Origin of the sequence: Streptomyces sp. NBC_01537, assembly GCF_045040445.1 — a bacterium.
Lineage (GTDB): Bacteria > Actinomycetota > Actinomycetes > Streptomycetales > Streptomycetaceae > Actinacidiphila.
The window spans coordinates 1,943,119-1,968,340 of record NZ_CP109392.1 but is presented as its reverse complement, the minus strand read 5'-3'; the positions used below and the strand labels follow the sequence as shown (position 1 = coordinate 1,968,340).

Annotated in this window: 20 protein-coding genes and 2 pseudogenes; 14 read left to right on the top strand and 8 right to left on the bottom strand. The window is 68.1% G+C overall.

What is annotated here, in order from left to right:
* Positions 1-26 precede the first annotated feature (26 nt).
* The 4 genes and pseudogenes from ureG (at position 27) to istA (ending at position 3,807) form a co-directional block, all read left to right on the top strand.
* Complete coding sequence (gene ureG / locus OG607_RS09140; protein WP_405721036.1) at positions 27-716, top strand: urease accessory protein UreG; 690 nt, start codon at positions 27-29, stop codon at positions 714-716.
* Entirely contained in the window at positions 713-1,567 is an 855-nt protein-coding gene (locus OG607_RS09135) for an urease accessory protein UreD (RefSeq protein WP_405721034.1), read from the top strand. The genes ureG and OG607_RS09135 overlap by 4 nt, the downstream gene beginning before the upstream one ends.
* Positions 1,568-1,871: 304 nt before the next feature.
* Complete coding sequence (locus tag OG607_RS09130; protein WP_405721031.1) at positions 1,872-2,030, top strand: hypothetical protein; 159 nt, start codon at positions 1,872-1,874, stop codon at positions 2,028-2,030.
* A gap of 137 nt (positions 2,031-2,167) precedes the next feature.
* A pseudogene (gene istA / locus OG607_RS09125) lies at positions 2,168-3,807 on the top strand (IS21 family transposase).
* A gap of 126 nt (positions 3,808-3,933) precedes the next feature.
* Here istA and OG607_RS09120 read toward each other — a convergent pair.
* The gene (locus tag OG607_RS09120; RefSeq protein WP_405721028.1) at positions 3,934-5,112 is read right to left on the bottom strand and encodes an ISAs1 family transposase; all 1,179 of its coding nucleotides are present in this window, start codon (positions 5,110-5,112) and stop codon (positions 3,934-3,936) included.
* Positions 5,113-5,363: 251 nt separating this feature from the next.
* On the opposite strand from OG607_RS09120, the gene OG607_RS09115 reads away from it, so the two are divergent.
* The 4 genes from OG607_RS09115 (at position 5,364) to istB (ending at position 10,853) form a co-directional block, all read left to right on the top strand.
* Positions 5,364-8,762 carry a trypsin-like peptidase domain-containing protein gene (locus OG607_RS09115; RefSeq protein WP_405721025.1) on the top strand — a complete coding sequence of 1,133 codons (3,399 nt, stop codon included), beginning with the start codon at positions 5,364-5,366 and terminating at the stop codon, positions 8,760-8,762.
* Positions 8,763-8,798: 36 nt separating this feature from the next.
* Positions 8,799-9,185, top strand: a complete 387-nt coding sequence (locus tag OG607_RS09110; protein ID WP_405721022.1) for a CU044_2847 family protein — start codon at positions 8,799-8,801, stop codon at positions 9,183-9,185.
* A 235-nt stretch (positions 9,186-9,420) separates the two neighbouring features.
* Positions 9,421-10,116 (top strand): ISAs1 family transposase, encoded by a 696-nt coding sequence (locus OG607_RS09105; RefSeq protein ID WP_405721020.1) that lies wholly within the window; start codon positions 9,421-9,423, stop codon positions 10,114-10,116.
* Positions 10,110-10,853: an IS21-like element helper ATPase IstB gene (istB, locus tag OG607_RS09100; protein ID WP_405736637.1), complete on the top strand. Its 744-nt coding sequence runs from the start codon at positions 10,110-10,112 to the stop codon at positions 10,851-10,853. Before OG607_RS09105 ends, istB begins: the two co-directional genes overlap by 7 nt.
* 282 nt (positions 10,854-11,135) lie before the next feature.
* Here the strand turns inward: istB and OG607_RS09095 are convergent, their stop codons facing one another.
* The gene (locus OG607_RS09095; RefSeq protein ID WP_405721017.1) at positions 11,136-11,927 is read right to left on the bottom strand and encodes a carbon-nitrogen hydrolase family protein; all 792 of its coding nucleotides are present in this window, start codon (positions 11,925-11,927) and stop codon (positions 11,136-11,138) included.
* Positions 11,928-12,348: 421 nt separating this feature from the next.
* Between OG607_RS09095 and OG607_RS09090 the strand changes: the two genes are divergently transcribed.
* Positions 12,349-12,993 carry a hypothetical protein gene (locus OG607_RS09090; RefSeq protein ID WP_405721014.1) on the top strand — a complete coding sequence of 215 codons (645 nt, stop codon included), beginning with the start codon at positions 12,349-12,351 and terminating at the stop codon, positions 12,991-12,993.
* A 27-nt stretch (positions 12,994-13,020) separates the two neighbouring features.
* On the opposite strand, the gene OG607_RS09085 is transcribed toward OG607_RS09090, so the two are convergent.
* The gene (locus OG607_RS09085; protein ID WP_405721011.1) at positions 13,021-13,788 is read right to left on the bottom strand and encodes a transposase; all 768 of its coding nucleotides are present in this window, start codon (positions 13,786-13,788) and stop codon (positions 13,021-13,023) included.
* Positions 13,789-14,300: 512 nt separating this feature from the next.
* Here OG607_RS09085 and OG607_RS09080 point away from each other — a divergent pair.
* Positions 14,301-15,971: an ISL3 family transposase gene (locus OG607_RS09080; RefSeq protein ID WP_405721008.1), complete on the top strand. Its 1,671-nt coding sequence runs from the start codon at positions 14,301-14,303 to the stop codon at positions 15,969-15,971.
* Here the strand turns inward: OG607_RS09080 and OG607_RS09075 are convergent.
* Both OG607_RS09075 and OG607_RS09070 read right to left on the bottom strand, forming a co-directional pair.
* A complete protein-coding gene (locus OG607_RS09075; RefSeq protein WP_405721005.1) occupies positions 15,923-16,420 on the bottom strand; it encodes a hypothetical protein in 498 nt (165 codons plus the stop codon). The two genes, OG607_RS09080 and OG607_RS09075, sit on opposite strands and share 49 nt — an antisense overlap.
* A 74-nt stretch (positions 16,421-16,494) precedes the next feature.
* A complete protein-coding gene (locus tag OG607_RS09070) occupies positions 16,495-17,229 on the bottom strand; it encodes a hypothetical protein (RefSeq protein WP_405721002.1) in 735 nt (244 codons plus the stop codon).
* Positions 17,230-17,703: 474 nt separating this feature from the next.
* Here OG607_RS09070 and OG607_RS09065 point away from each other — a divergent pair, with 474 nt between their 5' ends.
* The 3 genes from OG607_RS09065 (at position 17,704) to OG607_RS09055 (ending at position 21,398) form a co-directional block, all read left to right on the top strand.
* Positions 17,704-18,297, top strand: coding sequence for an isochorismatase family protein (locus OG607_RS09065; protein ID WP_405720999.1), 594 nt, complete (start codon positions 17,704-17,706; stop codon positions 18,295-18,297).
* A 458-nt stretch (positions 18,298-18,755) separates the two neighbouring features.
* A complete protein-coding gene (locus OG607_RS09060; RefSeq protein ID WP_405720996.1) occupies positions 18,756-19,643 on the top strand; it encodes a terpene synthase family protein in 888 nt (295 codons plus the stop codon).
* A 165-nt stretch (positions 19,644-19,808) separates the two neighbouring features.
* Positions 19,809-21,398: a prenyltransferase/squalene oxidase repeat-containing protein gene (locus tag OG607_RS09055; protein ID WP_405720992.1), complete on the top strand. Its 1,590-nt coding sequence runs from the start codon at positions 19,809-19,811 to the stop codon at positions 21,396-21,398.
* Here the strand turns inward: OG607_RS09055 and OG607_RS09050 are convergent.
* Entirely contained in the window at positions 21,376-21,747 is a 372-nt protein-coding gene (locus OG607_RS09050) for a methyltransferase domain-containing protein (protein ID WP_405720989.1), read from the bottom strand. The genes OG607_RS09055 and OG607_RS09050 overlap by 23 nt on opposite strands.
* Positions 21,748-21,829: 82 nt before the next feature.
* On the opposite strand from OG607_RS09050, the gene OG607_RS09045 reads away from it, so the two are divergent.
* The gene (locus OG607_RS09045; RefSeq protein ID WP_405720986.1) at positions 21,830-23,233 is read left to right on the top strand and encodes a cytochrome P450; all 1,404 of its coding nucleotides are present in this window, start codon (positions 21,830-21,832) and stop codon (positions 23,231-23,233) included.
* Positions 23,234-23,456: 223 nt separating this feature from the next.
* Here the strand turns inward: OG607_RS09045 and OG607_RS09040 are convergent.
* Positions 23,457-23,814, bottom strand: a pseudogene (locus OG607_RS09040) (IS110 family transposase); the annotation flags it as partial.
* A gap of 741 nt (positions 23,815-24,555) precedes the next feature.
* Positions 24,556-25,014: a hypothetical protein gene (locus tag OG607_RS09035; protein WP_405720983.1), complete on the bottom strand. Its 459-nt coding sequence runs from the start codon at positions 25,012-25,014 to the stop codon at positions 24,556-24,558.
* Positions 25,015-25,222 lie beyond the last annotated feature (208 nt).

The following is a 25,222-nucleotide window of genomic DNA, read 5'->3' as shown; positions in this document are numbered from 1 at the left end:
CACCCGGATTTCCAAACGGAGTTGCCATGCACCTCGACCACTCGCTGCCTCACCAGCACGCCTCCAGCGCTTCGGCGACCCGGCCCGACGGCAGCCGCCGCGCCCTGCGCCTCGGCCTGGGCGGCCCCGTCGGCTCCGGCAAGACCGCGACCGTCGCCGCGCTCTGCCGCACCCTGCGCGACCGCTGGTGCATCGCCGCTGTCACCAACGACATCTACACCCGCGAGGACGCCGAGTACCTGCTGCGCGAAGCCGTCCTGCCGCCCGAGCGCATCACCGCCGTCGAGACCGGCGCCTGCCCGCACACCGCGATCCGCGACGACATCTCCGCAAATCTGGAAGCCGTCGAACACCTGGAAGCAACCCTCCACCCCCTCGACCTCGTGCTCGTCGAGTCCGGTGGCGACAACCTGACCGCCACCTTCTCCAAGGGCCTCGTCGACGTGCAGATCTTCGTCATCGACGTCGCCAGCGGCGACGACATCCCCCGCAAGGGCGGCCCTGGCATCACCACCGCCGACCTCCTGATCGTCAACAAGACCGACCTCGCCCCGCACGTCGGCGCCGACCTGGACACCATGGCCAGCGACGCGAAACGACAGCGCGGCGACCTTCCCGTCATCTTCACCAGCCTCACCTCCGACGACGGCATCCGCGAAGTCGCCGACTGGGTCACCGGCCACCTCACCCAGTGGCGCGCCGAGGCAACCGTATGAGCCCCTTCTCCCAACTCGCCGCCGCCCGCGCCACGTCCGACCTCGACGCTCCTCCAGCCGGCGACCAGGAGCCCGCCGGACACCCGGACGGCGTGCGAGCCACTGCCCGCATCCGCGCCGCGCACAACGGACGCGTCACCACCCTCCCGCAACTGCGCAGCGACGGCCCTTTCCACCTGCGGCGCATGCGCACCCACGGCAAGGCCGCCACGGTGGGGATCATCGGCGCGATGAGCGCCCCGCTCGGTGGCGACCGGCTCACCCTCGACATCACCGCCGAGGACCGGGCCGAGCTGGAAGTCACCACAGCCGCCGCCACACTCGCCCTACGCGGCCCCACCACCGACGCGGCCACCTACGACGTGCGGCTCACCGTCGGGGAGCACGCCAGCCTGCGCTGGCTGCCACAGCCCCTGATCAGCGCCGCCGGGAGCAACCTGCGCCAGACCTACACCGTCGAACTCGCCGCCACCGCACGGCTCGTACTGCGAGAAGAGCAGCTCCTGGGCCGGGCCGACGAGGAACCAGGCCACCTCGTCACCCGGATCCTGGTCCACCGCAGCGGGCGCACGCTGCTCGACCAGCACACGGCGTACGGGGCGCCAGAACCAGGCTGGGACGGCCCGGCTGTCCTGAACGGGCACCGGGCCGTCGGCCAGCTCCTCATCGTTGACCCGCGCATCGACGTCCGACGAGAGGCTGTACTGCTCGGCGAAGGGGTCAAAGACGGGTATGCCGTCCTCGCGCCGCTGGCAGGCGGCCCGGCGCTACTCGCCACCGCAATCGCACCCAGCACCTCACAACTGCGGAAAATGCTCGACGAGGCACACGCACACGCCCTCGGCCGCTAATGCGGATGGGCCTCCGCCGGGAGTGTGACCAGCAACTTCAGGATGAACACGTCACAGTGGCGGGCTACCGCCTTCGACATCGCAATGCGGACCGTGCAGCAACTAGCCTCCCTGTTTCGGTTGGGTCGGCGAGCTGGGTTGACTGTGGAGGGTCATGGCTGTCGGCGGGTGGGCATGGCTGGAGGCCCGGCGCTCGCGTCGGGTGCTCAGGGTTCCTCTGGTCGTGGGTGGGCAGAGGCAGCGCCGTTGGTCAGGTGGCTGGCCTCGGCAGGGCCGCGAGGCAGGCGAAAGCGTTCGCCAGTTCATGTCGCCATGGCCAGCTGGCGGCGATCCGCAGGTGGAGGCGGCGGCCTCCACGTGGGACGGCAGCACGTGGAAGTGGGCCGACCACGGCACCGCGACCGGACGCGTCCTCGAACGCCCCGGCGAGGTACTCACTGTGCAGGACAGCATGGCTTTGTAGGTCAGTTTTGAGGCCAGTGGTGGGTGGGTTCTGACTCCAGTGGTGTCGGCGGACAGTTGATGTCGGTGAGTTCTGACTCCACTGGGGGCCTTGCGGTGGGAGTATCGAAGTGCATCAGCTAGCCCTGGGTGGCTCAAGTGCCCCTTTCGAAGGTCGAGTTGTACGCGGCGATTCGCCATGACGCTCGGGTCGAAGGGCTGTCCAGCAGGGCTTTGTCGGCCAAGTACGGGGTGGGCCGCAGGACGGTTGCGATGGCGCTGGAGTCGGTGTGGCCGGCGCCGCGCAAGCAGCTTCCGCCGCGGGTCTCGCGCCTGGATCCGTTCAAGGCGACGATCGACGAGATCCTGCGGGAGGACCTGGACGCGCCGCGCAAGCAGCGGCACACCGTCAAGCGGGTCTTCGACCGCCTGATTGATGAGCACGACGCGCAGGGCGTGACGTATTCGATGGTCCGCGCCTATATCTTCCAGCGGCGCCCGGAGATCCGGGTGGAGGAGGGCCGCGGCCCTCCGCAGGCGTTCGTGCCGCAGACCCACCGCCCCGGTGACGAGGCGGAGGTCGACTTCGGGGACGTGTGGATCCACCTGGACGGCGTGTCCACCAAGGTGTTCCTGTTCTCGCTGCGGCTGTCGTTCAGCGGGAAGGCCGTGCACAAGATCTTCGCTTCGTGTGGGCAGGAAGCGTTCCTGGAAGGCCATGTCCACGCGCTTCAAGTGCTGGGCGGCGTGCCGCGCAGAAAGGTCCGCTACGACAACTTGCGCGCCGCGGTCAGCCAGGTGCTGGGCCGCACCCGGGGCCGGGTGGAAAGCGACCGCTGGACGGCGTTCCGGTCTCACTTCTCGATCAACAGTTCTACTGCAATCCCGGCATCGAGGGCGCCCATGAGAAGGGCGGCGTCGAGGGGCAGATCGGCTGGTTCCGCAGGAACCACCTGGTCCCCGTCCCGAAGGTCGCCTCGCTGGCGGAGCTGAATGCGATGGTGGAGCGCTGGGATGAGGAGGACGACGCCCGCCGGATCATGCAGCGGGCGCTGACCATCGGTGAGATGTTCGCCGTCGAGCGCCCGCTGCTGGTGGCGCTGCCGCAGGAGGAGTTCGAGACCGGGCTGGTGTCCTCGCTGCGGGTGAACCGCTACAGCCAGGTCGGCGTGCGCACCAACCACTACCCGGTGCCGGCGCGGCTGATCGGCCGGATGGTGCGGGTCGTGCTGCACGCCTCCGAGCTCGTTGTCTACGACGCGCACAAGGAAGTCGCCCGCCACGAGCGGCTGATTGCCAAGGGCGGCTCCCGCCTGGAGCTGGACCACTACCTGGAAGCGCTGGTCCGCAAGCCCGGCGCGCTGCCCGGGGCGACCGCGCTGGGCCAGGCCCGCTCGGCGGGCAAGTTCACCCCGGTCCACGACGCCTGGTGGCAGGCGGCCTGCACCGCCCACGGCGACGCGGAGGGCACCCGGGCGCTCATCTCCGTCCTGCTGCTGCACCGGCACATGGTCCACGAGCACGTGGTGGCCGGGATCGCGACCGCGCTGCGGGCCGGCGCGCTGACCGCCGACGCGGTCGCCCTGGAGGCCCGCAAGTGGGGCGAGGCCGACCAGGGCGCCGAACAGCCGGCCGACCAGGACGCCCCGCGCCGCCGGGTGGACGGCGGGGCGACGGTGACCTCGCTGACCGAGCGGCGCTTGGCCGCGCTGCCGCCCGATCCCAGGCCGCTGCCGTCGGTGGCCGCCTACGACCAGTTGCTGCAATTCCGTCGGCGTCCGGCCGACGGCCAGGCATAGCAGGAAGAGGCACCGTGACCGCCAAGCGCAACCGCGGACTGACCGAACAGGCCGCCGACACCGCCGTGGACCAGGCGTGCCGGATGCTCCGGCTGCCCACCATCCGCCCCCAGGGCTGATGCGTTCTCAGCAGGTGATCTTGAGGAGTGCGGTGGCGTAGTCGGGGCGTGACCGGTAGTGGTCGGCTGCGGCGGCGATGTTGGTCCAGCCGGCCTGGCGCATCAGGCCGATGGCGAGGTTGCGCAGGGTTGCCATGGTGCGGGGCGCGCTGCCGGTGCGGATCTTGGAGGCGTCCTCGGTGAATGTCACGTCTCTCACGTGGTGCAGGGCCTCCACGGACCAGTGGCCCTGGATGAGTTCGGCCAGGCGGGCGGGGCCGGCCTGGCCGGGGGTGAGGCTGGTGACGGCGTAGACCGTCTTCGTCTGGACCTTGCCGGTCTTGGTGTTGACCCGGCGTCGCTTGATCTCGATGGCCTGGACGGCGTGCGGGAACAGCAGCGCGGCTTCGACGGTGCACACCTTCAGCCGCCGGACCTCGCGACGTCCGTGCCCGGCGGTGCGGGTGCGGTCCAGCAACGGCATCTGCCGCCAGGGCAGGAGGCGCAGTTGCCGGCGCAGCTTCTTCTGGTTGCCCTTGACGACCAGGAGGTAGTGCCCGCCGGCGGCGACGATCTTCTTCGCGGTCTTTCGCTGGGTGTGCATGGCGTCGGCGGTGACGACCACGCCGCGCAGGTCGAACCGGGCCAGCAGTGGGGCCATGGCCGGGATCTCGTTGCTCTTGGCCGCCACCTGGCGCTGGGCGATGACGGTCTGGCTGCCGTGCAGGGCGGCGGCCAGCAGGTGTATCGCTGTCTTGCTGTCGGTGCGCGAGCCGCGCACCGTTTTGCCGTCCACCGCCAGTCCGACCAGGGCTTCGTCCTCCTCGACGGGATCGGCGGCGTGGCGGGCGAGCCAGGTTCCGACGGCGTCGTCCAGGGCGTCGCCGTCGATGCGGGCCAGCAGTCGGCCGAGTGTGGAAGCGTTGGGCGTGGCGCGGGCGAGGCCGAGTCCGGCGCGGACCTGCGGGTCGGCGTCGGCGGCGTACCGGGCGATCTGCGCGAGGGAGCGGGCTCCGCTGAGCACCGCCGTCAGGCACAGGGCCAGCAGCACGCCGATGCGGTAGCGGCGCCCGCGCACCCGGCGGGGATCGGGCACGGCGGCCAGCACCTCGGACAGCGAGGCCAGCTCGTGCGGTTCGATGGACGGGCAGGGCTCGTTGCCGTCCTCGCAGTGGCGCGCGAGGATGTTGATCAGGGAGGATGGCACGCGGACGCGACTCCAGGACGGTCTTCGGTCTCAGAAGCCTTGATCATCTGGCGTCGCGTCTCTTGCTTCCACTCCGGCAAACCGCCCACCAGGCCCCAGAGTCAACGAACCGGCCTATCCCGCCAGCTGAGAACGCATCAACTCTGCTGGGTCGTGGCTGACTTCTGTCATTTGATCGCTTGAGCGGACAGTGAAAGGGATTATGACTTGTGCGGCCGGAGATGTTGCACAAGCACGCGGGGGAGACAGCGATGGAGCGAGGCACCACTGCGCTGAGCGACGAAGCGGTGGTCCGCATCGTTGATCAGGCGGGCCGCCCGGCCGGGGCCGGGTTCCTCACCGTGGACCGATCGGTGCTCACGTGTGCTCATGTGGTGGCCGCGGCATTGGGACTGCCTGAGGACTCAGCCGAGTTGCCGTCCAGCCGTATATGGCTGGACTTTCCGCTTGCTCAGCCAGGGCAGTGGCTGGAGGCCCGTGTCGTAGCCTGGGTACCCACCAGGGAGGACGAGTCAGGTGACGTAGCCGTTCTCCAACTGCTGTCCGAGCCGCCAGCCATGGCTGCGCAGGCCCGGCTCGTGGAGCACGGCGCGGCTCCAGGACTCGCGGTACGCACCTTCGGTTTTCCGCTGGGCAACGACAGGGGTGTCTGGAGTTCCGGGGTGCTACGCGGCAGGCAGGCCACCGGATGGCTGCAGTACGACGCTGACCCGGCCAGCCAGTATGAGGTGCAGCGAGGCTTCTCGGGAGCGCCTGTTTGGGATGTGGAACATGGTGGCGTGGTCGGTATGGTGGTCACCGCGGATGCGCGTGCCGATCGGCGCACGGCTTACCTGATCCCGACCGAGACCCTGCGCGACAGCTGGCCAGCTCTGCATCGGGCGGCTCTGGAGCGGTCGCCCTTCCGTGGCCTACGGCCCTTTCAGGAAGGTGACGCCGACTTCTTCCACGGCCGCGAGGAGCACGCGCGCCGGATCGTCGACCGGCTCGGTGACAGCTCGGGTGTCACGCTGGTCGGGGTCTCCGGGTGTGGCAAGTCCTCGCTGCTCTATGCCGGTGTACTGCCCCTGGTACGGCAGGAAGAGGGGCTGGAGATCGTCGTCTTCCAGACCGGATCATCGCCGCTGGAGTCTCTGGTTCAGGCGCTCGTTGCGCTATTCGAGCCTGAGGAGACCGGAATCTCCCGATTTCCGGCCGAGATGTGGTTGACGCAGATGCTGCGCGAGCACCGGATGCCGTACGTGGTTGAACGACTGCTGGTCCGGCGGGGGAAGCGCCGACTGCTATTGATTGCCGATCAGTTTGAGCAGACGCTCGTCCACGTGGCGCACGAAGACCTCGACGCATTCGCCGCAGCGCTGAACTACTGCCGACAGCCGGATTCCCCGTTGCAAGTCGCGCTGGCTCTGCGCGCCGATTTTCTGTCTGCCGCCCTCAGCCATGTAGGGCTCGCACCCTTGCTCGACGACAGCAGGCTCTTCACCGTGGGTCCGATGTCCCAGGATGAGGTGCGGGCCGCGATCGAACGTCCCCTCGCTGCGGTTGGCGTGCGCTACGAAGGGGGGTTGGTTGATCGTCTGCTGGCTGCCTCTGGACCTGACGCCGGCCGCCTGCCGCTGCTGGAGTTCACACTGGGCAAGCTCTGGGAGCTTCAGCAGGACGGGATCATCAGCCACGCCCATTACGACTCCCTCGGCCAGCTTGGCGAAGCGCTGGCCAAACACGCTGAGCAGATCTGGGACAAGCTGCGCGAGCCAGAGCGCCATATTGCCCGCACCCTGCTCGTTCAGCTGGCTGACCCCCGTCAGCTCGGGGAGTTGCCGACCCGGCGCAGCGTACCTCGCACGGAGCTGACCGATGATCAGTGGCGACTCGCACAGCGGTTGATGACCACCCGCTTGCTCGTGCCGGGCCTGGACCGGCGAGGTGCGGGCGGAATCGTCGAAAGCGTGGAGCTCGCCCACGAGACGCTGCTCACTCACTGGGCACGACTGCGCGACTTCGTCCGTAGCGCCGAGGGATTCCGCCGCTGGCAGGAAGATCTGCGCCGGTCCGTCGCCCGCTGGGAGGGAGCTGCCCGTTCCGGAGGCTGGCTGCTGCGTGGATCGGACCTGCGCGCCGCTCTGGGCTGGCGGACCGCCAGAGCGGAGGAGATCAGCTCCGTCGAGCGCGAATTCATCGACACCAGCCGCTCGGCAGCCAAACGGCGACGCTTGTCCGTCCTCGCGATGGCGGTCGTGCTGATGTTGTTCGCTGCAGGCGCCACCTGGACCTGGAGGCAGGAGGCTGAGGTGACGGCCCACTCGAACGCTGTGGCGAACGTCTTGGTGCAACAGGCGCGGGATGCCAACGCTGGGACGATGCAGGGCGACCCTTACACGGGTCTGCTGCTCGCCATGCGCGCCTACCGGACCGGGGAAACGACCCAGAGCAGGGCCCTACTGGCCGAGGAGTACGCAGCCTACGGCTCCGCCCACGCGATCGTGCCGGACTACCCGCGCATTGCCAGCCTGGGAGTACCCATCAGTAACATGCTCTACGGCATCAACGCGCCGGCGGTCAGCGCGAACGGCCAGGTCACCATCACGCAGAACGCCAAAGGCGATCTGATGGTCTGGAATCTCGGCGGCCGGAGCCCCGTCGGCACATCCATCGATCGCGACCAGCAGATTACCGCAATCACGTCGGACGGGTCACTGGTAGCCATGACCGAGCGGACGTACTCTCACTCTCTGCCCGTCCTGCTGTACGACACTCACAGCCGCACCACCCGGCAGTTGCAAACACCCAAGCAAAATGGCCCCTACGCGACCACCTACGAAGCACTGGCCATCGATGCTGAAGGCAAGCATGTCGCGGCGCTGACCAACCCCAGCTACGACAGGCGCCTGATCGTTTGGGACGTGGAGAGCGGCCAGATCGAGAAGGTCGCGGCCATGGATCCCGACGCCGATAGCGACGCGTCATTCTTCTTCACCCCAGACGGGAAGAGTCTGATGACCGTCGGCTCGGGTTACACCAGCGGATCGAGGATCCTCGTGGAATCCTGGGATCTGAGCCAATCGTCCCCCCGTCCCAGGCGGGTCCTCAGTGTGCCAACGGGGGATGTGCAGGCAACGCAGGAGGGCATCAGCCCGGACGGCAGTACCCTGGCCATCGGCAGGCTCCCCGGCCTGACGAACAGCACCACGGTCTCCATGTACGCCCTGCCGAGTGGCAAATTGGTCCGTCAAGAGCACCTGTCCGGCACCATGTTCCTGACCGGTGTCGCTCTCGCGAATGGGGGAAAGCGAGACATCCCATACGTTGTGCCAACGTCACTCGCGGGCCTAAACCTCGAATACGGAGCTGGATCCGCCCTCAAACTCGCCACGCTTTGGCGGAGCGTCATACTACTTGGCGGCTCCGCCGCCCCCACCGTGCTTCTGGCTAACTTGGGAGTCCACGCCTTCTTCACCACAGCCAGTTACAGCGATGCGGTATCCGCGATACCCAGACGCGACGCCACGGCGAGCTCCTCACCCAACCCGGGTGGGACGCCTGCACAGTGGATGACGCACCTGTGCCAGATCCTGGCCGACCAGAACCTCCCGCCTGCGGCCGAGCAGAGACTGCCTCCAGGGTCTTACCAGGGCCCGTTGTGCAGCTGACCTGTCCTGAACGAACAGAAATAGAAAGCGATGTCCATGTCCGCCGAGACCAGGCTCATAATCACCCCGATCTACCCGCCGCCCTCCGGCCCCACGGAGGAGGGTATGGCTCCGAGGGCTCACGTGGCGGTGGAGGTGGACTCCGCCGACGTCGGTATCGTCCGCGCCGCGCGGCCAGGGGAGATCGCGGCCACGGCCATGCGCTCGCTCTCAGAAAGCTTCGACCAGGTCCGGGCCGCAGCCGAGGTCGCGCTTGACCGCCTCACGACGCTGTCCGTCCGGCCGAGCACCATCGAGTTGGAGCTTGGAGTGAAGATCAATGCTGAAGCGGGGGCAGTGATCGCCAAAACTGCCGGAGAGGGAAACTTCATCCTCAGACTCGTCTGGGAAACCAAGCGCCCGACAACCGTGCCGGTAGAGTAAGTAGCTGTTGTTGTGCCGATTTTGGGGTTTGCCGATCGAACGGAAGTCCCGATCAGGCGGTCGCGGGCTGCTTGGCGCATATGAGCAGGCAGGGTTGATGCGTTCTCAGCTGGCGGGGTAGGCCAGTTCGTTGGCTCTGGGGCCTGGTGGGCGGTTTGCCGGAGTGGAAGCAAGAGACGCGACGCCAGATGATCAAGGCTTCTGAGAGCGAAGACCGTCCTGGAGTCGCGTCCGCGTGCCATCCTCCCTGATCAACATCCTCGCGCGCCACTGCGAGGACGGCAACGAGATCCCGGCCATGGCCCCACTGCTGGCCCGGTTCGACCTGCGCGGCGTGGTCGTCACCGCCGACGCCATGCACACCCAGCGAAAGACCGCGAAGAAGATCGTCGCCGCCGGCGGGCACTACCTCCTGGTCGTCAAGGGCAACCAGAAGAAGCTGCGCCGGCAACTGCGCCTCCTGCCCTGGCGGCAGATGCCGTTGCTGGACCGCACCCGCACCGCCGGGCACGGACGTCGCGAGGTCCGGCGGCTGAAGGTGTGCACCGTCGAAGCCGCGCTGCTGTTCCCGCACGCCGTCCAGGCCATCGAGATCAAGCGACGCCGGGTCAACACCAAGACCGGCAAGGTCCAGACGAAGACGGTCTACGCCGTCACCAGCCTCACCCCCGGCCAGGCCGGCCCCGCCCGCCTGGCCGAACTCATCCAGGGCCACTGGTCCGTGGAGGCCCTGCACCACGTGAGAGACGTGACATTCACCGAGGACGCCTCCAAGATCCGCACCGGCAGCGCGCCCCGCACCATGGCAACCCTGCGCAACCTCGCCATCGGCCTGATGCGCCAGGCCGGCTGGACCAACATCGCCGCCGCAGCCGACCACTACCGGTCACGCCCCGACTACGCCACCGCACTCCTCAAGATCACCTGCTGAGAACGCATCAGCCCTGCATCCGCCCCCAGTACCCCGAGCCGGCAGAAGCCGCCGGCCGCGACCAGATGACCTACCGCGGGTTCCTGGCCGAACTGCTGCTGTCCGAATGCGACGACCGGGCACGGCGCCGCTCGGAACGCCGGATCAAGGCGGCCGGCTTTCCGCGCGAGAAATCGATCCGGCAGTTCGACTTCGACGCCAACCCCGTCATCGACCCGGCCGCCATCCACACCCTCGCCAAGTGCGACTGGGTCAAGAAGGGCCTCCCGCTGTGCCTGATCGGCGACAGCGGCACCGGCAAGTCCCATCTGCTCATCGCGCTGGGCACCGAGGCGGCGATGCACGAGTACCGGGTCAAGTACGTGCTGGCCACCAAGCTCGTCAACGAGCTGGTGGAGGCGGCCGACGAGAAGCTGCTGGCCAAGACCATCGCCCGCTACGGCCGCGTCGATCTTTTGTGCATTGATGAACTCGGCTATATGGAGCTTGATCGTCGCGGGGCGGAGCTGCTGTTCCAGGTATTGACGGAGCGTGAGGAAAAGAATTCTGTGGCGATCGCCTCCAACGAATCCTTTGGCGGCTGGACCAAGACGTTCACAGATCCCAGGCTCTGCGCGGCGATCGTGGACCGATTGACGTTCGGCGGCAACATCATCGAAACCGGCACCGACTCCTACCGGCTGGCCGCCACCCGCGCCCGCGCCGAACAGCAGGCCGCCCGGGCCGCCGCGGGCTGACGAAGACGGCGCCGTCCCCTACGGGGCCGGGCACGTCGGCGCCCTTTTGCCCGGCCGGCGAGGCGTTGACGCGCACGCCCGGGTGTTCACGAGTGCCTCTGATCAGGGACGTCTCGGCGCTTTGTAGGTCGTTTCCCGTGAGGTGTGTGATCGTTCCCCGTCAGGCTGGGTCAGCTGCCTCGGAGGCCCCCTTCTTCGAGGTGTCCGTATCTGTGGGCCGTGCGGCACTGACCCCAGTCAAACGGCAGGGTCGAACGATTCAACCGAACCCTGCTCGACAACTCAAGAAGAAGTTTTCAGGCGTTGCGCGAGCAGTGGCGTGGCTTCGGCGGGATCGATGTCGCAGACCAACAGCCCGGGCTTTCCGTAAGGCTGATGGCTAAGCAGCATGCCGTCCGGCCGCACTACGGCGGATGTCGTGGGCGATCCCGGGCTCGCGCAGTTGACGGCGGCGACGTAGCAATTGTTCTCGGCTGCGCGACATAGAAATGCCTTCTCGTGGAAGGAGTTTCTCGGGTCGGCGAATTCAGTTGGCTGAAACGCGCCGGGCTCTGCTTCGTTATAGTGCGGGTGGAACACCAACTGGGCGCCGTTGCAAACGGCCCAGCGTACCGTCTCCGGATAGCGAAAGCCCTCGTGGCAAATCACGATGCCGAAGCGGACGCCGTCGACGTCGAATATCCGGCGGTCGCTGCCCGCCTCGTATGTGGAATCTTCTGCTGGGTCGAGCTGCACCTTGTCCTGATAACCCGCTCGATCGCCGTCGGGTCGAAGTACGAGCGTGGTCAGACGTGGCTTGTCGGAAACGTACCGCTCCGTACCGAGCACCACGTAGATGTGGCTCTCCCGCGCGGCCCGGGCGATGCGCTCGTGCGCAGCTTCCAAGAAGTCGGCGCTCACGGCCTTACGCGATTGCGGCGGCCATGGGAAGCCCGGCACGTACGCTTCCGGGAAGCACACGATACGCGCGTCGGCAGCAGCAGCGGCTCTGACCGCGCGCTCAGCTCGCACCACGGAGTCTTCTGGATTCTCGGGAATTTCGAGGTTGGCGAGCGCGATGCGAAGTCTTGTCATGCGACTCATTGTGCTGCACAGCCCGGACACCCGAGGGGCGATCCGGCTGCACTGCCCAGCGGCCGGGCCGTCGCCTTCGGTGAATTGTTCACGCCGCGACCGGCTCCGCCCCACCACACCACGCCGCTCCGGACAACCGCCCGCTGTGATCAACCTCGCCGACAGCCGCACACGCGCCCCGTACCTCAGCCGACCCCGCTGGTTTCGTCCCATGGCTTGTCCAACGCATCGCCTGCGGACGGGATGCGCTCGCGAGTCCCAGAGTTCAGAAACAGGCTCTGCCCCGGCACGGGCCCAATCCGTCGCAGCGGGCCCGCAGGTGGAGTCATTTCTCACCTACAAAATCGGGTCCCCTAAGCTGTCCCGCAACGTTGAGGCGTGCGGTTGAGAGACCGAGAGGTTCGCCGCCTATCCTCCTGTTGTGCAGCTGCCTCGGGATCCGTCGAACGTCGCCCACGCCCTGGTGGCAGCATTTCCGACCCGTCTTGCCAGTGACGTGCAGAGCGTCCTGGCGGTCATGCCGGAGGCCAGGCTCGCGCCGATGATGCCCTTCGAGGTCGAGGTGCAGGGCGAGACCGTCGTCATCCCCTCGCGCATCTACAACGAGGAGCCGGGCGCCGACTTGAAGCGGCCCCTGGCCGGAACCCAGCAGGTGATTTTGCACTGCCTGTACTCCCGGCACAGTGATGGCCGGGTCCGCCAACGGCACCTTGAGCAGATTGTGGCGTCGGGCGAGCCGTGGGTGGTCCCGTTCGTGGTGCAGTTGGCCGGCGAATACGTGTTGGAGATCCTTGAGGCGATCGGCCGGGGGCTTCCCGAGCTCGCGGTCCCGGGCTCGGCCCAGCGCCGACTCTACGGGGAGTTCATCGCTCGGAATCCGGCCTTCTTTGCGCGCACGGAGCGGCGAGTGGTGAGCTACTGGTCGTGCTACTACCGCTGGAAGTACGGAGCGTTTGGGACGTATCCCGGATGCGTCCTTTTGGAAGCGTTCCGGGCCGCTGTTGTGGAACAGGTGGGCGCGCAGTGGCCGCGGCACACGCCGCGCCCCGCTGGCGGACGCGGGTGAGAGACCTGCCTGAGTTCGGCCATGGTCCTATCCAGCAAGGTTGAGATTGTGCAGGCGGGCGATGCCGCGCATGGCGTGGTGGACGCCGTCGCCCTTGAGCCGGCAGTCGCGGAGGATCTTCCAGGTCTTCATCCGGGCAAAGACGTGCTCCACTCGTGCACGCACCTGCTTGTGTGACCGGTTGTGCTCCCGCTTCCAGTCGGGCAGTTCCTCGCCCCGGGTGCGGCGGTGCGGCATGATCAATCCGGTCCCTGGATAGCCGCCATCAGCTATCACGGTCGTCCGGCCGACCGCTGTCTTGGCCCCCGATTCCTCCCACGCTTTGCAGTCGTTCCGGTTGCCCGGCAGCGGCCGTCCGACCACAACGACCAGGCGGGTGTCGGCATCGATGACGACCTGGTGATTGGTGGAGTACCGATAGTTCTTCGACTGCTTGGCCACCGCGTGATCGCGGGTGGGCACCAACGTCCCGTCAACGATCAGCACAGTGCCCCTCGCGAACCGGCGTCGGGCTGGCAAGGCCAGCAGAGGGCCGATGTGGTCGATGATCCGGTCGGCCGCCGACTTCGAAATCCCGAACAATAGGGCCAATTGGCGCATGGTCAGGTTGGTGCGCCAGTAGGCCGCGACCAAGAGAATACGGTCCTCAAGCGGAGGGCCCCACGGACGCCCCGTCCGTGGTTCGGCTGCACTCTCGCGCTGCACCGCGGTCACCAACTTGCCGAAGCAACGCGGGCTCAGCCCGGTGAACGGACGTATCCAAGACGGCTCTGACGCCGTGATCACACCAGCCACACCAAGATCATCTCACCCGTGACCAGCAGTTGCGGGACACCCCTTAGGCACCGGGTGGAGTCAGAACTGACCTACAGGTGGCGTCAACCGTCACCTACGAAGCCAACAGCGCCAACGCCGCGCAACGCCCCTACGCATTCCTCATCACCGATGACTCCGAACTGTGGGTCAACTGGTGGTCCCTGCCCTGAGCAAGGTGAGGAGGCGGGCCGGGGCAAGTTCCACGGCCCGCCACGTCCACTCTCCCCGGAGGGGCGGGGACGAGGCCGAAGCGCGGGGCGCGGTACATCGCGGTGCCTGTCAGCAAACGGGGTTGACAGCGAGCTTCTTCTTGATCTGCAGCGGTACGTTGACCGCGTAGCTGGAGCAGGGGATCTCCTGCCCGACCTGGGGGAGTACGCCACCGAGGGTGGTCATGGGGAATGCCTCCGAATATGGCTCTGACCGGATCAGCGTGAATCCCTAGATCAGGTGGCGAATGCAGGAACGTTCGCTCGGGGCAGTTCTCGGTCGTGGGGGTCTGCTCGATCGAAGATGTGCTGTTTCCCGGGATCGATGTGCGCCTGGAGGGTGTGAGCGTCACCGCCGCGGTGCTGTTCGTCGACGCCGCGGCGAGCGGACAGCCACCGTCTTGCCCGGGCTGCCGATGGCGAGGGCGGAGGGTGCACTCGACCTATCGCCGTCGGCTATCCGAACGGCCGCTGGGTGGGCAGAGGTTGGTGGTGCGGTTGCGGGTCCGGCGGTTCTTCTGCGACCGGAAGTCGTGTGGCCGTCGGACTTCCGTCGAGCAGGTGGACCGGCTGACGGAGCCTCATCGCCGGGCCAGCCTGGGGTTGAAGGAGTGGCTGACGACAGTGTCCGCCGAGCTCGGCGGACGGGCCGGCGAGCGGCTGTGTCGCAAGCTTCACCTGTCGGCCGGGCGGACCCGTCTGCTGGAACTGTTGGAGGAACCACCGGTGCCGGAGCGGGCTCCGCGCGTCCTCGGGGTGGATGAGTTCGCGTTCCGCCGCGGCCGCCGGTACGGCACCATCCTGGTCGACGTCGAGACTGGTCGAGTCGTGGACGTCCTGCCCGACCGCACGTCCGAGACCTTCGCGGCCTGGCTGACCGCCCACCCGGGGGCGGAGATCATCTGCCGCGACCGCGCCAGCGCCTACACCAAGGCCGTCAAGCAGGCCGCACCCGACGCCCTGGAGGTCGCAGACCGCTGGCACCTGCTGCAGAACCTGTCGGCGGCGCTAGAGAAGACCTGCCACCAGCACTGCTCCTGCCTGCGCAAACGCCTCGACGACGAAGCGCCGACCGAGGCCGAGGACCCGCCGGAGCCCATCCTGGTCGACCTGCCGCCGCCCGCGCTGCCGAAGACGGCGATGGTCGAGCGCACCCGCCACCGGCACACCGATGTGCACCGGCTGCTGGACCAGGGCTGGACGATCAGCGCGATCGCCCGCCACCTGGGCCTGGACCGTAAGACCGTGCGCAGGTTCAAGGACACCGACCTGGACCTCCTGCTCGCCTCCGCCCGCGACCGCCGCCCCGACGGCGTGCTGGAGCCGCTCAAGCCCTACCTCAACTCCCGCTTCGCCGCTGGGTGCACGAGCGGAACTCGGCTGTTCCGCGAGATCGCCGAACGCGGCTACCGAGGCAGCGTCCAGGTCGTCCGCAAGCACCTCGCCGCGCTGCGAGCCGGCACCACCGAACCGGCCCGCGCCGCCGCACCGAGCCCGCGCAAGGTCACCTCCTGGATCATGCGCGACCGCGACCGGCTCAGCGCCGACGAGGTCGAGCAACTCGACCAGGTCCGACTCGCCTGCCCGGACATTGCCAGGGCCTGCGACCTCGCCCGCGTCTTCCGCGACCTGGTCCGCAACCGCCGCGGCCAACTTCTGCTCGACTGGATCCGCCAGGCCGAGCAGGACGGCCCCGGCCCGATCCGCCGCTTCGCCGGGTTCCTCCGCCAGGACCTCGACGCGGTGACCGCCGGCCTGACCCTCGTCTGGAGCTCTGGCATCGTCGAGGGTCACGTCAACAGGGTGAAGACGATTAAGAGAGCCATGTACGGCCGGGCCTCGTTCCGGCTCCTGAGGATCCGGATTCTCACCCGGCTTGAGCCGACTCGCCCTTCGAACAGCAGTCAGAGCTGGCCGCTGATCTGCCGGGAGAGCCCTTCGAAGAACTCCTGAAGACCGGCCGCAGCGAGGTCGAACTGATCGAGCCACGAGGCGGTGGTCGATCTCCAGACCCGCCCGGATCCTGCCAGTGCGAACAGATGACCGCCGCCGTCGCTGGCGAAGACCAGGGCAAGCTCTTGCCCGTCGATCTGGACGGCCCCGTACTCACGGAAGTGGTCCGCGACCAGCGAGGCAGGATGGACGAAGTAGGCGTTCTCCACATCGGGCAGGGAGACCTCGTCGATCACCCAGTACATCGTGGTCAGGTCCGAGGGAATCGGCGTCAGCTCCACGAGCGCGTCGGCGGCCTGGTGGCTCTTCTCCGTAGCGAGCACGACCACGTTGCTACCCGCCTCGAAGCCGTTCCGTAGTTGGAACGACTGCATCAGCTCCGCGAGCGCCGCATCCGCCTGCTCACACCAGCTGCGGAGCCACTCGGCATCAAGCCGCTCACCAGCCACGATCGCCCCCCTTAGGCTCCCGGGAAGTTCACCCTCTCCGAGTCCGGAAGAACATACAGGAGCGTCCACGCAGATCACGGAATCCAGCCGGCCACCACCCGCTCGGCCACCGAGAGGTCGGTCCCGCAGCCCGGGCAGGCGGCTCGCCCGAACAGGTAACGGACGCCATGAGCCAGCCCCTCCTGGCCGTCCGCCATTGCCCGCGTGAACAGCCTCTGCGGCAGCTCCACCAGCTCCTGCACTCGCGCCGGTTGGAGGGGTGACTTCTGCACTTCTTGCAGCGTGACGTCGTCGGTGCAACAGAAGGAGTCGTCCTGCCCGATCACCACGAACATGTTGACACCGCAGTAGGAGCAGTCGACCTCATACTCCCCAGTCTGCAGGCCGTCCAGGGAGCGGTCCCAGATCTCGACGCCCTCGAAGGAGAGCAGGGCCTGCAGCAGGTTCACGTATTCCTCGGCCTCAGCCGTCCGGCTCAGGCGGCGATCGGTGAGCTCGTGCAGAACCGCAATCGGAGCCGAAAAGACCGTCAGGGGGCTGTCGGGCTCGGACAGCCCGGGCGAACAGGAAGCGATTGCCCCTGCCGCGAGCAGCACCCAGCCCAGGGTCTCCGGGCTGCCCGCGGTTGCGATCTCGGCCAAGCGCGGAAGCGCTGCGAAGCTGGCGGTGAAGGCAGTATCCAGTTGCGGACACAGGTGGTCCATCAGCTCGGACCACACACCGCTCGGATCGGCCTCGAACCGGTCCAAGAGACCATGCACGTGATCCGCGGGGCCGCAGGCGTCGGTGAGTGCCGACCAATCCGTCATACGGTCATCCAACCAGGCGGCTCCGGACGGATCGCACCGGGCCGAGCGACTTCAAGATCCTTCACGGAATCGCGGTCAGAACCCCGAATGGGCAGTCCGCGCCGGGCGGCGCGGACACGCTGTCCGAGCAGCGATGCGCCGCACGCTACCGATTGGAACGTGACGCACCGTTTTGCCGTGCCGGACGGCCACGTAAGGGTGAATCCGACGCCGCTCGCCGGGTTCTGCGCCGCATCGGGCGCTTGTCCCGGATCGATCAGCGACGTCCCCGGCGGTGCCTCCTCAGTCGGGCGCGTGCAGAACGTCCTGGCTCCCCGGGCATCGACGGACACGCGAATCGATCCTGCGGTGAATCTGTTCGTCCGGGCGGGTGACGGCAGGCCGCGTTTCGCCCGTGGGGCAGTCAGTGGCCTGTAGTTCAGATGTCCGAAGCGGTTTCTTTGCTGCGTTCCACAGCTCTGGAAGGGGTTCGTGATGAGTCGAGGTTTGATCGTCGTGGATGTGCAGAACGACTTCTGCGAAGGAGGCAGCGTTCCCGTCGCTGGAGGTGCGCGGGTCGCCTCGGCGATCGCGGAACTGGTTGAGCGGAGTGTGGGGCGTGACTACCAGTACGTGGTGGCCACCCGGGATCATCACATCGATCCGGGCAGCCACTTCTCCGAGAACCCGGACTTCCAGGACAGCTTCCCCGTCCACTGCGTGGCAGGAGGCGAAGGATCTGAATTCCATCCTCATTTCGCTCCTGTCGTCGCGGACGGCAAGGTGCACGCCGTGTTCTTCAAGGGCGCCCACAGTGCCTCCAAGAGCGGCTTCGAAGGCGCGGACGCGGAGGGAACCTCTCTGGCGGAGTGGCTGCACGTCCGTGGGGTCAAGAAGGTCGATGTGGTGGGCATCGCGACGGATCACTGTGTGCGTGCGACCGCCCTGGACGCCGTCGCGGCGGGCTTTCGCGCACGCGTACGCCTGGACTACTCGGTCGGGGTCGCCCCGCACACAACCGCTGACGCGCTGAACGACTTCCGCAAGGCCGGCGTCGCGGTATCCGGCTCGGCACCGGTACCGGAATAGTCCCGGCACCGGTCGGCCTCCGTCCAGGATCACCAGCCATCGGCAGGCCCGCTGCCCTGCCGTGGGCTGCGACCACGCCGGGAAGCCTGCCTGCCAGGCAAGGGGGCCAACCCGGCGCGGCCACACGGCCGGTGGCCGCAGACGATCACGCCGCTCCTTGCCCGTGGCAGGGCCGTAGAGCGCACGATGACGGAGATCGCTCACGTCACGCCCGTCGAAGCCCGCCCCTGCGGTGCGCCCCAGGCAGGTGCAGCGCTTGGGTGCCGCCCTTTCTGCTGCCGCCTCCCGCTGTGAGAGACGGGGCAAAGGTGGTGATCACCTATACGGGCTAATTCAGGTGTCTGGCCCTGCCGGCCGGGGAGCGGTTCGGTCACCGTGGGGGCATGGACGACCGGAAGTCAGTCTGGGTGGGCTCCGGGTCCGGGGCGATGGTGCGGTGGGCTCGGACCGTGGGTCTGGTGGTGGATGAGGGGGAGGAGCGGCGGCTTGCCGCGATGAGGCTGGAGGTGCTCGCTGAAGCCGCCCTGCCGCAGGCCCGTGCGCAGGACGTGGCGCTGACGGCCCAATGGGCGGTGTTCATCTGCCTTGTGGACGACCTGATCGACCGGTGGGGCCTGGGGCTGCTCCCCGGCGAGGTGGAGGAGTTCACAGCTCCGTTGCGCGCGGTCCTGGCCGCCGACGGTGGGCTACTGCCCACGCCGACCTCCACGCATGCCGTCGTACTGAGGGGGCTGTGGGAGCGCACGGCCGAGGGGATGTCCGCCCGGTGGAAGGAGCGTTTCACTGCGGATTACACCGACTTCCTGGACGCGACCGAGGAGGAGGCGGCCCTGCGCCGTCACGGTGTCCATCTGTCGTTCGAGCCGTATGTGCGGTTGCGTTGCCGAACGATCACCCTGCTGCCTCTTCTCGACGTGCTGGAACGCACCGGCAGTGCCCCGTGGGTGGAATGCGCACAGCTCAGTGCCCGACTGGGCGAGCTGCGGCGGACGTTGGCCGATGTCGCGGGATGGGCGAACGACCTGGCTTCGGTGGCCGACGACGCGGTCACCGGTCAGGACAACCTGGTGACCGTCCTCGCCCGGCAGGACGGCTGCTCCCTGATCGTGGCCCGTGCACGGGCGGCTGCCATGACCGCCGAGCGCCGCAGGGACTTCCGTGCCATGGCCACCGCTCTGCGCGCGGGCCAGGGTGTGCCCCCTGAGTGGCAGGAGGACGTGTGCCGCTACGTGGATCTGACGCAGACGTTCATGGCCGCCACGCTGCACTGGCTGGCCGGCACCGGGCGCTTCACCCCCGATCCCGGGACGCCCTCGCTGCCGTGGGTGTCAGAACCGCCGCCCTGACGTGCAAGAACCTCTCAGACCGGCGCACCAGCGATACGACGATGCAAGGGAACGGACCCGATGAGAATCGCTGCCCCTACCACGGGCCTGCCCCGCTGGCCCCGATCCGCGCTTCCTGGCCGCCTGGCACAGGCCACCGCACGTTTGCATTCCCACCTCATAGAAATGATCCGGCCGGACGGAACACTGCACAGTCAGTGCCACAGCCGCGTCCTGGAATCCGCACTGCTGCTGGCCCTGCTGGAGCGAACCCGCCTGGAGCCCGCCGCCCGCAGCCGTCTGGCCGCCTACCTGACCCCGCACTGCGACTCTCCCGAACCGCTGGACCGGCTCCTGGCCCGGGCCGCCCTGCACCACAGGCCCGATCCGGCCGACCTGCTGGATGTGGATCGGTTCCTCGCCCGGGCCCCGGACTTCAGCGGCCCCCGCAAACGCGCCTTGTTGCACGCCGTCCTGATGCTCCTGGGCGTCGCCCCGGCCGACGAGACCCCCGCCCCCGAGGCGTTCAGTTCGCACGGTCTGCACACCTGGGCACGCGTCCAGATCACCGCCGTCAAAACGATCCTCGCCCACGCCCACGGACACCGCATGGTCGACCCACGCGACCTGAAACTGATGTGCTCCACGCAGCGCCCCGGGACGGTCTGGGAGGCCAACCTCCTCATCCACCTGTCGGTCCTGCACGCGCTGCTACCCCTCCCCGGTCAGTACCGGCTGGTCGTCGAGGGGGTGCGGACCGTACTGCAGCATCAGCGGCCCGACGGCGGGGTGCCGTTCATCTGTGACGAGGACACCTGGGTGACCGCCACCGCCGGGGTCGCCCTGCACGCAGCCGGAGCCGGCGCACCTGTCGTGGACCTCATCGCCCGGCGTCTGGTGGCCCTCCAGCATCCCGCGGGCGGCTGGTCCTATACCGAGGGCGTCCAACTCCCGGACGTGGACTGCACCTCGGTGGCCGTCGAAGTCCTCCACCTGGCCGGCCCCGGCGCCTACGGCGTACCGCTGCGCCGCGCACTGGGCGCGCTGCACGCCCTTCGCGGCGCGGACGGCGGCTTCCCGACCTACCTGCCCGGCGCGCCATCGGAAGCCTGCATGACCGCCGCCGCAGCCAACGCCCTCAGCACCCAGGGCCCGGCATACCGCCATGAGTTCGAAACAGCCCTGGCCTACCTCGCCTCCCATCAGCGCCCCGACGGCTCCTTTCCGCCGGACTGGAGCAGCAGCCGTCTGCACACCGTCTCCCGCGCCGTCCTCGCGGCCTCCCGCCGCCCCCGCATCAGCCCCGACAGCCCCGCGCAGCACATCATCGGAAAGGCCGTGAACCTGTTGGCAGATTCCCAGAACGCGGACGGTGGGTGGGGCCAGCAGGACGGCGACGCGAGCGACGCGCTGAGCACCGCCTACGCCCTGACGGCCCTCAGCACCCAGAACACCCCCGGCCCCGCCATCCGGGGCGCCGCCTACCTGCTCACCCAGCAACGCCCCGACGGATCGATCGCCAGCATTCCGGACTCGATCGGACCCCGCCCGTTCGGCTTCACCGTCCCCGCGCTCGCCGATGTCTTCGCCTTGCTCGCCCTTGGCCACCTCACCCGCCGCCTGGACCCCGCACCACGCCGAATACCTTCGGTGACCAGCGGCGACAGGGGCGAGCGCGGCATCCGTGAATCTCCCGCCCGCCACCGGGCTCCGCGCAGCCGAGATTGGACAGTGCTGATCCTTGAGGCGGTACTCACAGGGGGACGGTCTGCGTGACGCGCCGCAGCCGCCGGGGGAGGCCGCCTTCCTCGAACGCGGCGACCTGGTCCGAAGTCCAGCTCTTGGCCAGGTCGTCGACCAGGGAGCGGGGGAAGAAATGGACGGCGAAGCCGCCGTGTTCCCAGATGTCGTCTCCGTGCCCGGTCCCGGCCCGGTAGTGGGCATCTCCGGTGTGGCGGACGGTGTAGACGAAGGAGCCGCCCGGCGGCAGTACCCGTCGCACTTCGGCGACCAGGGCATGGATCTCCTGGGTGGACAGCGCCATGCAGAGCAGCATGTGCGCGAACACGGCGTCCACCGAAGCGTCCGCGAGCGGCAGAGGCTCGCGAACGCTGAGCGGGCTCATGGCCAGACTTCACCTGAGGGTGAGAGTTGCAGCACTGCTTCTCTGCCGCGGAACCGTTCACGATGCTGTTCGTTGGCCCGGAGTGCCCACTGTTCCGTTCCATCCCCTTGCCGGCCCCCGCGGACTGCCGCTGCTGGGCAGCCTTCCCGCTTTCGGCAGCGACCCGTTGGCGTTCCTGGAGCGTCTGCGCGACGACTTCGGGGACGTTGTGACCTGGTCGCTCGGCCCGATGCGGATCATGTCCCTCGCCCACCCCGAGCACATCGCGCAGCTGCTGGGAAGCGACGAAGGACACTTCGAGATTTTCGAGGCCGGCTGGGCGTTCAAACGACTGGTCGGCAACGGCGTCATGCGCAGCAAGGGGGCTGACTGGCGCCGCAAGCGATCCCTCGTCCAGCCCACTGTCCGCCCCTCCCAGGTACGCCGATACGCGACGACGATGGTCGACTGCGCCGTGGCACTTGCCGACCGCTGGCAGGAAGGCAGCCAGATCGATGTGCTGCGGGAGATGCAGCAACTCTCCCAGCGGGTCGTGGTTCGCACCCTCTTCGGCAACGATGTCGGCGACCAGGCCCAGGAACTGGCGGACGCGATGGCCGTTGCCGAGCGAGAGATCGGCGACGAGCTACGGAGCATCGGGCTCTTCCTGCCACCCTGGGTGCGCACCCCCGCTCGCCGACGCCTGATCGAAGCCGTCGCGACCGTCGATACCGAGATCGATCGGTTCATCCACGCCCGACAGGTCTCAGAAGACGGAGGCCACGACGGCGGGGACCTGCTCAGCAGGCTGCTTGCAGCCCGGGACGAGGAAGGGCGCCCGCTCACGACCACGGAGGTGCGGGACGAAGCGGTGACGCTCTGGGTCGCCGGACACGCGGCCACGGCAACCACGTTGACCTGGACGTGGTACCTCCTGTCTACCTCCCCGGACGCCCGGAGTCAGCTTGCCGCGGAGCTTGACCGCGTACTCGACGGGCGTCCCCCTGCCCATGACGACTACGAGCAGCTGAGCTGGACCCAGCAAGTCGTCAAGGAAGCCCTGCGGCTCTACCCGCCGGCGTGGATGATCCCGCCGAGGGTGGCACGGGACGGGGCCACCCTCGGCGGGACCCTGATCCCGGCCGGGACCACGGTCTGGTGCAGCCCATGGGCGACGCACAGGGACGCCCGCTGGTTCCCCGACCCCACAGCCTTCCGCCCCGAACGCTGGGACGACAACGCCCACCAGAGCGTGCCACCGCATGCCTGGTTTCCGTTCGGAGGGGGCCGGCGCGGCTGTCTCGGCGCACGGTTCGCCCTGGTAGAGGCGACATTGGTCGTCGCGACACTAGCCCAGCGCTTTCATGTGGACGTCGCCCCAGAAGAGCCGGCCCTCACGGTCGGTCTACAGCTCCATCCCTCCGCACCACTGCGCGCCACACTGCGCGCCCGCCCTTCCGGGCCGTCCCGTCTCGCTGGCCCTGTTCCGCCCGGAGGGTCGAGTTAGCGGCCTCCGGCTGCCGGACTCATCGGTCCGCGCGGCCGGCGCGTCCACGTTGTCGGTGGTCCAGTTCGCGCCGTCACGGTCGGGGCGACCATGAGCCCGACCGGCTCTCGAGCCAGAAGCAAAGCCAGCCGCCTTCAACGAAGCCAGAGCTCAGCTTCTGAACCGGCGTGGGGTGGCCTGGCGGTCTCCTTACACCTCTCGGGCACACGGGTCCGCGCCCCGTCGGCATCGCGCGGGCGGCGTCCGCGATGATGAACGCGTCCCTCGCATCGGTCTTGGCCTCGCCGGGGTAGAGGTCGGCGATCCGCCGCATCGTCAGGCCAGGCAGGTAGGCGACGGGGCAGCCCATGTCGCGGGCCACTGCCAGAGGTAATGCCTCGATCGAGGCCCGGCTGGTCGACGACCACGAGGACGGTTCCGTGCTTGGCCTGGAGTTTCGCGAACAGCTCGCGGAGCTTGGGTTCGGTGTTGGGCAGGCGCTTGTCGAACGACTTCTTCCCGGTCGGGGTGACGGCGGTGGCGTGGTGTTCGCCCTTGCCGACGTCCAGGCCGAGGAAGACGTCGATGTCGCCGGTGTCGATCACGTGCAGGCCCCTCCATCACGCTTTCGTCCGACCTTGCCTCGGCACCGAGCTGCCACATCCACGTTACGGAGAGCTCCTCCGGCCTGGGTGAAGCCGGTGCTCAAGCCCCTCATCAGCGGTCCGTCGATGCCTCCGGACCCGGTGACACCACCCCCCGGATCATGAACAACAAGGGGGGGAAGTCATGCCGGGCCTGAAGGCCGGAGGCCCCATTGCGGAACCATGAAAAAGGTAACGGGGGGGCCAGTCGTCGGCGATCTGATCTATCGACTCGGCTTCGGGTGGAAACCGCATGATGAAGACGTCCCAGCTCATGGGGTCAACGTAGCCGCTGTCGCTGACACGCCCCAGCGTCCACCTCGCCGCCACCCTCTGCTGACCGGCGGGCTCGACCTGACGTAACTTCGGCAGGCGTCTGGTGGCGGTCGGGCCGCGAGGGCGCCGACGTGGCTGTGACGTCATTCAGCGACCCCGGTACGACGGCTTGGGTTCTAGAGGTGGTCGCAACACCTGACCCTGAGATGACCCTGAGGGGTGTTGCAATGACCAAGGCACTTCGGAGACGGCGGATTCGCTGGGGCCAGACGACTCGTTCGAGACCAGACGCCGGTGGTGGAAGGGCCTTCTGGATGCGGGGCGTGGATGTTGCGGTCCGTACCGGATCCGGAAGGCCCTCACCCGTTCAGCACCGTCGGGCCGCAGTGTCCGCCGCGGACCTGCGGGGCGGGGGGAGCTGCGTTAGCTCAGTCCGAGTTTGGCCAGGGCGGTGGTCCAGTTGGTGGCGATTGCTTTGCGGGCGGCGGACAGGGTCACGGTGTCGTTGCACACGGCCTTTTTGAGTTTGTTCTCGACGGCGTCCTTGTTGCCGGCCGTCTTGGTTCCGTAGCGCGGTTCCGGCCACAGGTTGGCTGCGGCCTTGGGTGACCCGCCGAGTTCGAGGGGCACCTGGTGGTCTTCCTCGTAGTCGGCCGTGGAGGTGTCGGAGTAGCTGTATTGGGCTATCTGCTTGATTTTCAGTGCGTTGGTGTAGGACGTGGACGGGCGCACGGTGGCCGTCCAGCCGGATACGCAGATGGTGGAGTCGATCGTGGACTGGGTCACGTCCGGGTTGTAGGCACCGGGGGTGCAGGAGGGATCCGGCAGCGGCAGGTAGGCCTGCGAGCAGGTGGCGCTCTGCGCCGCGTACCCGGTGCCCATCACCAGCCCTCCCACCGACAACGACAACGCGGTACCGGCGACGACGAGACGAAGAGGTGTAAGCCGCATACAGACTCCCGAAAGTCCAGGCCCCGCACAGCACACGGGGATCACAGGCATCACGGCCCGCGGTGATGCACCCGGCCTACTTCCTGTCCGCCGCACTCTGTCCGGCGTTGCTAACGCCCCGCCGACGCGCCGCTAATCT

What these genes read in the sequence shown, in the direction of transcription:
- OG607_RS09070 (WP_405721002.1), bottom strand. Translation starts at nt 17,229, where the DNA reads ATGACGGATTGGTCGGCACTCACCGACGCCTGCGGCCCCGCGGATCAC.
- OG607_RS09035 (WP_405720983.1), bottom strand. Translation starts at nt 25,014, where the DNA reads ATGGGCACCGGGTACGCGGCGCAGAGCGCCACCTGCTCGCAGGCCTAC.
- OG607_RS09135 (WP_405721034.1), top strand. Translation starts at nt 713, where the DNA reads ATGAGCCCCTTCTCCCAACTCGCCGCCGCCCGCGCCACGTCCGACCTC.
- OG607_RS09065 (WP_405720999.1), top strand. Translation starts at nt 17,704, where the DNA reads ATGAGTCGAGGTTTGATCGTCGTGGATGTGCAGAACGACTTCTGCGAA.
- ureG (WP_405721036.1), top strand. Translation starts at nt 27, where the DNA reads ATGCACCTCGACCACTCGCTGCCTCACCAGCACGCCTCCAGCGCTTCG.
- OG607_RS09115 (WP_405721025.1), top strand. Translation starts at nt 5,364, where the DNA reads ATGGAGCGAGGCACCACTGCGCTGAGCGACGAAGCGGTGGTCCGCATC.
- OG607_RS09130 (WP_405721031.1), top strand. Translation starts at nt 1,872, where the DNA reads ATGTCGCCATGGCCAGCTGGCGGCGATCCGCAGGTGGAGGCGGCGGCC.
- OG607_RS09095 (WP_405721017.1), bottom strand. Translation starts at nt 11,927, where the DNA reads ATGACAAGACTTCGCATCGCGCTCGCCAACCTCGAAATTCCCGAGAAT.
- OG607_RS09050 (WP_405720989.1), bottom strand. Translation starts at nt 21,747, where the DNA reads ATGAGCCCGCTCAGCGTTCGCGAGCCTCTGCCGCTCGCGGACGCTTCG.
- OG607_RS09110 (WP_405721022.1), top strand. Translation starts at nt 8,799, where the DNA reads ATGTCCGCCGAGACCAGGCTCATAATCACCCCGATCTACCCGCCGCCC.
- OG607_RS09055 (WP_405720992.1), top strand. Translation starts at nt 19,809, where the DNA reads ATGATCCGGCCGGACGGAACACTGCACAGTCAGTGCCACAGCCGCGTC.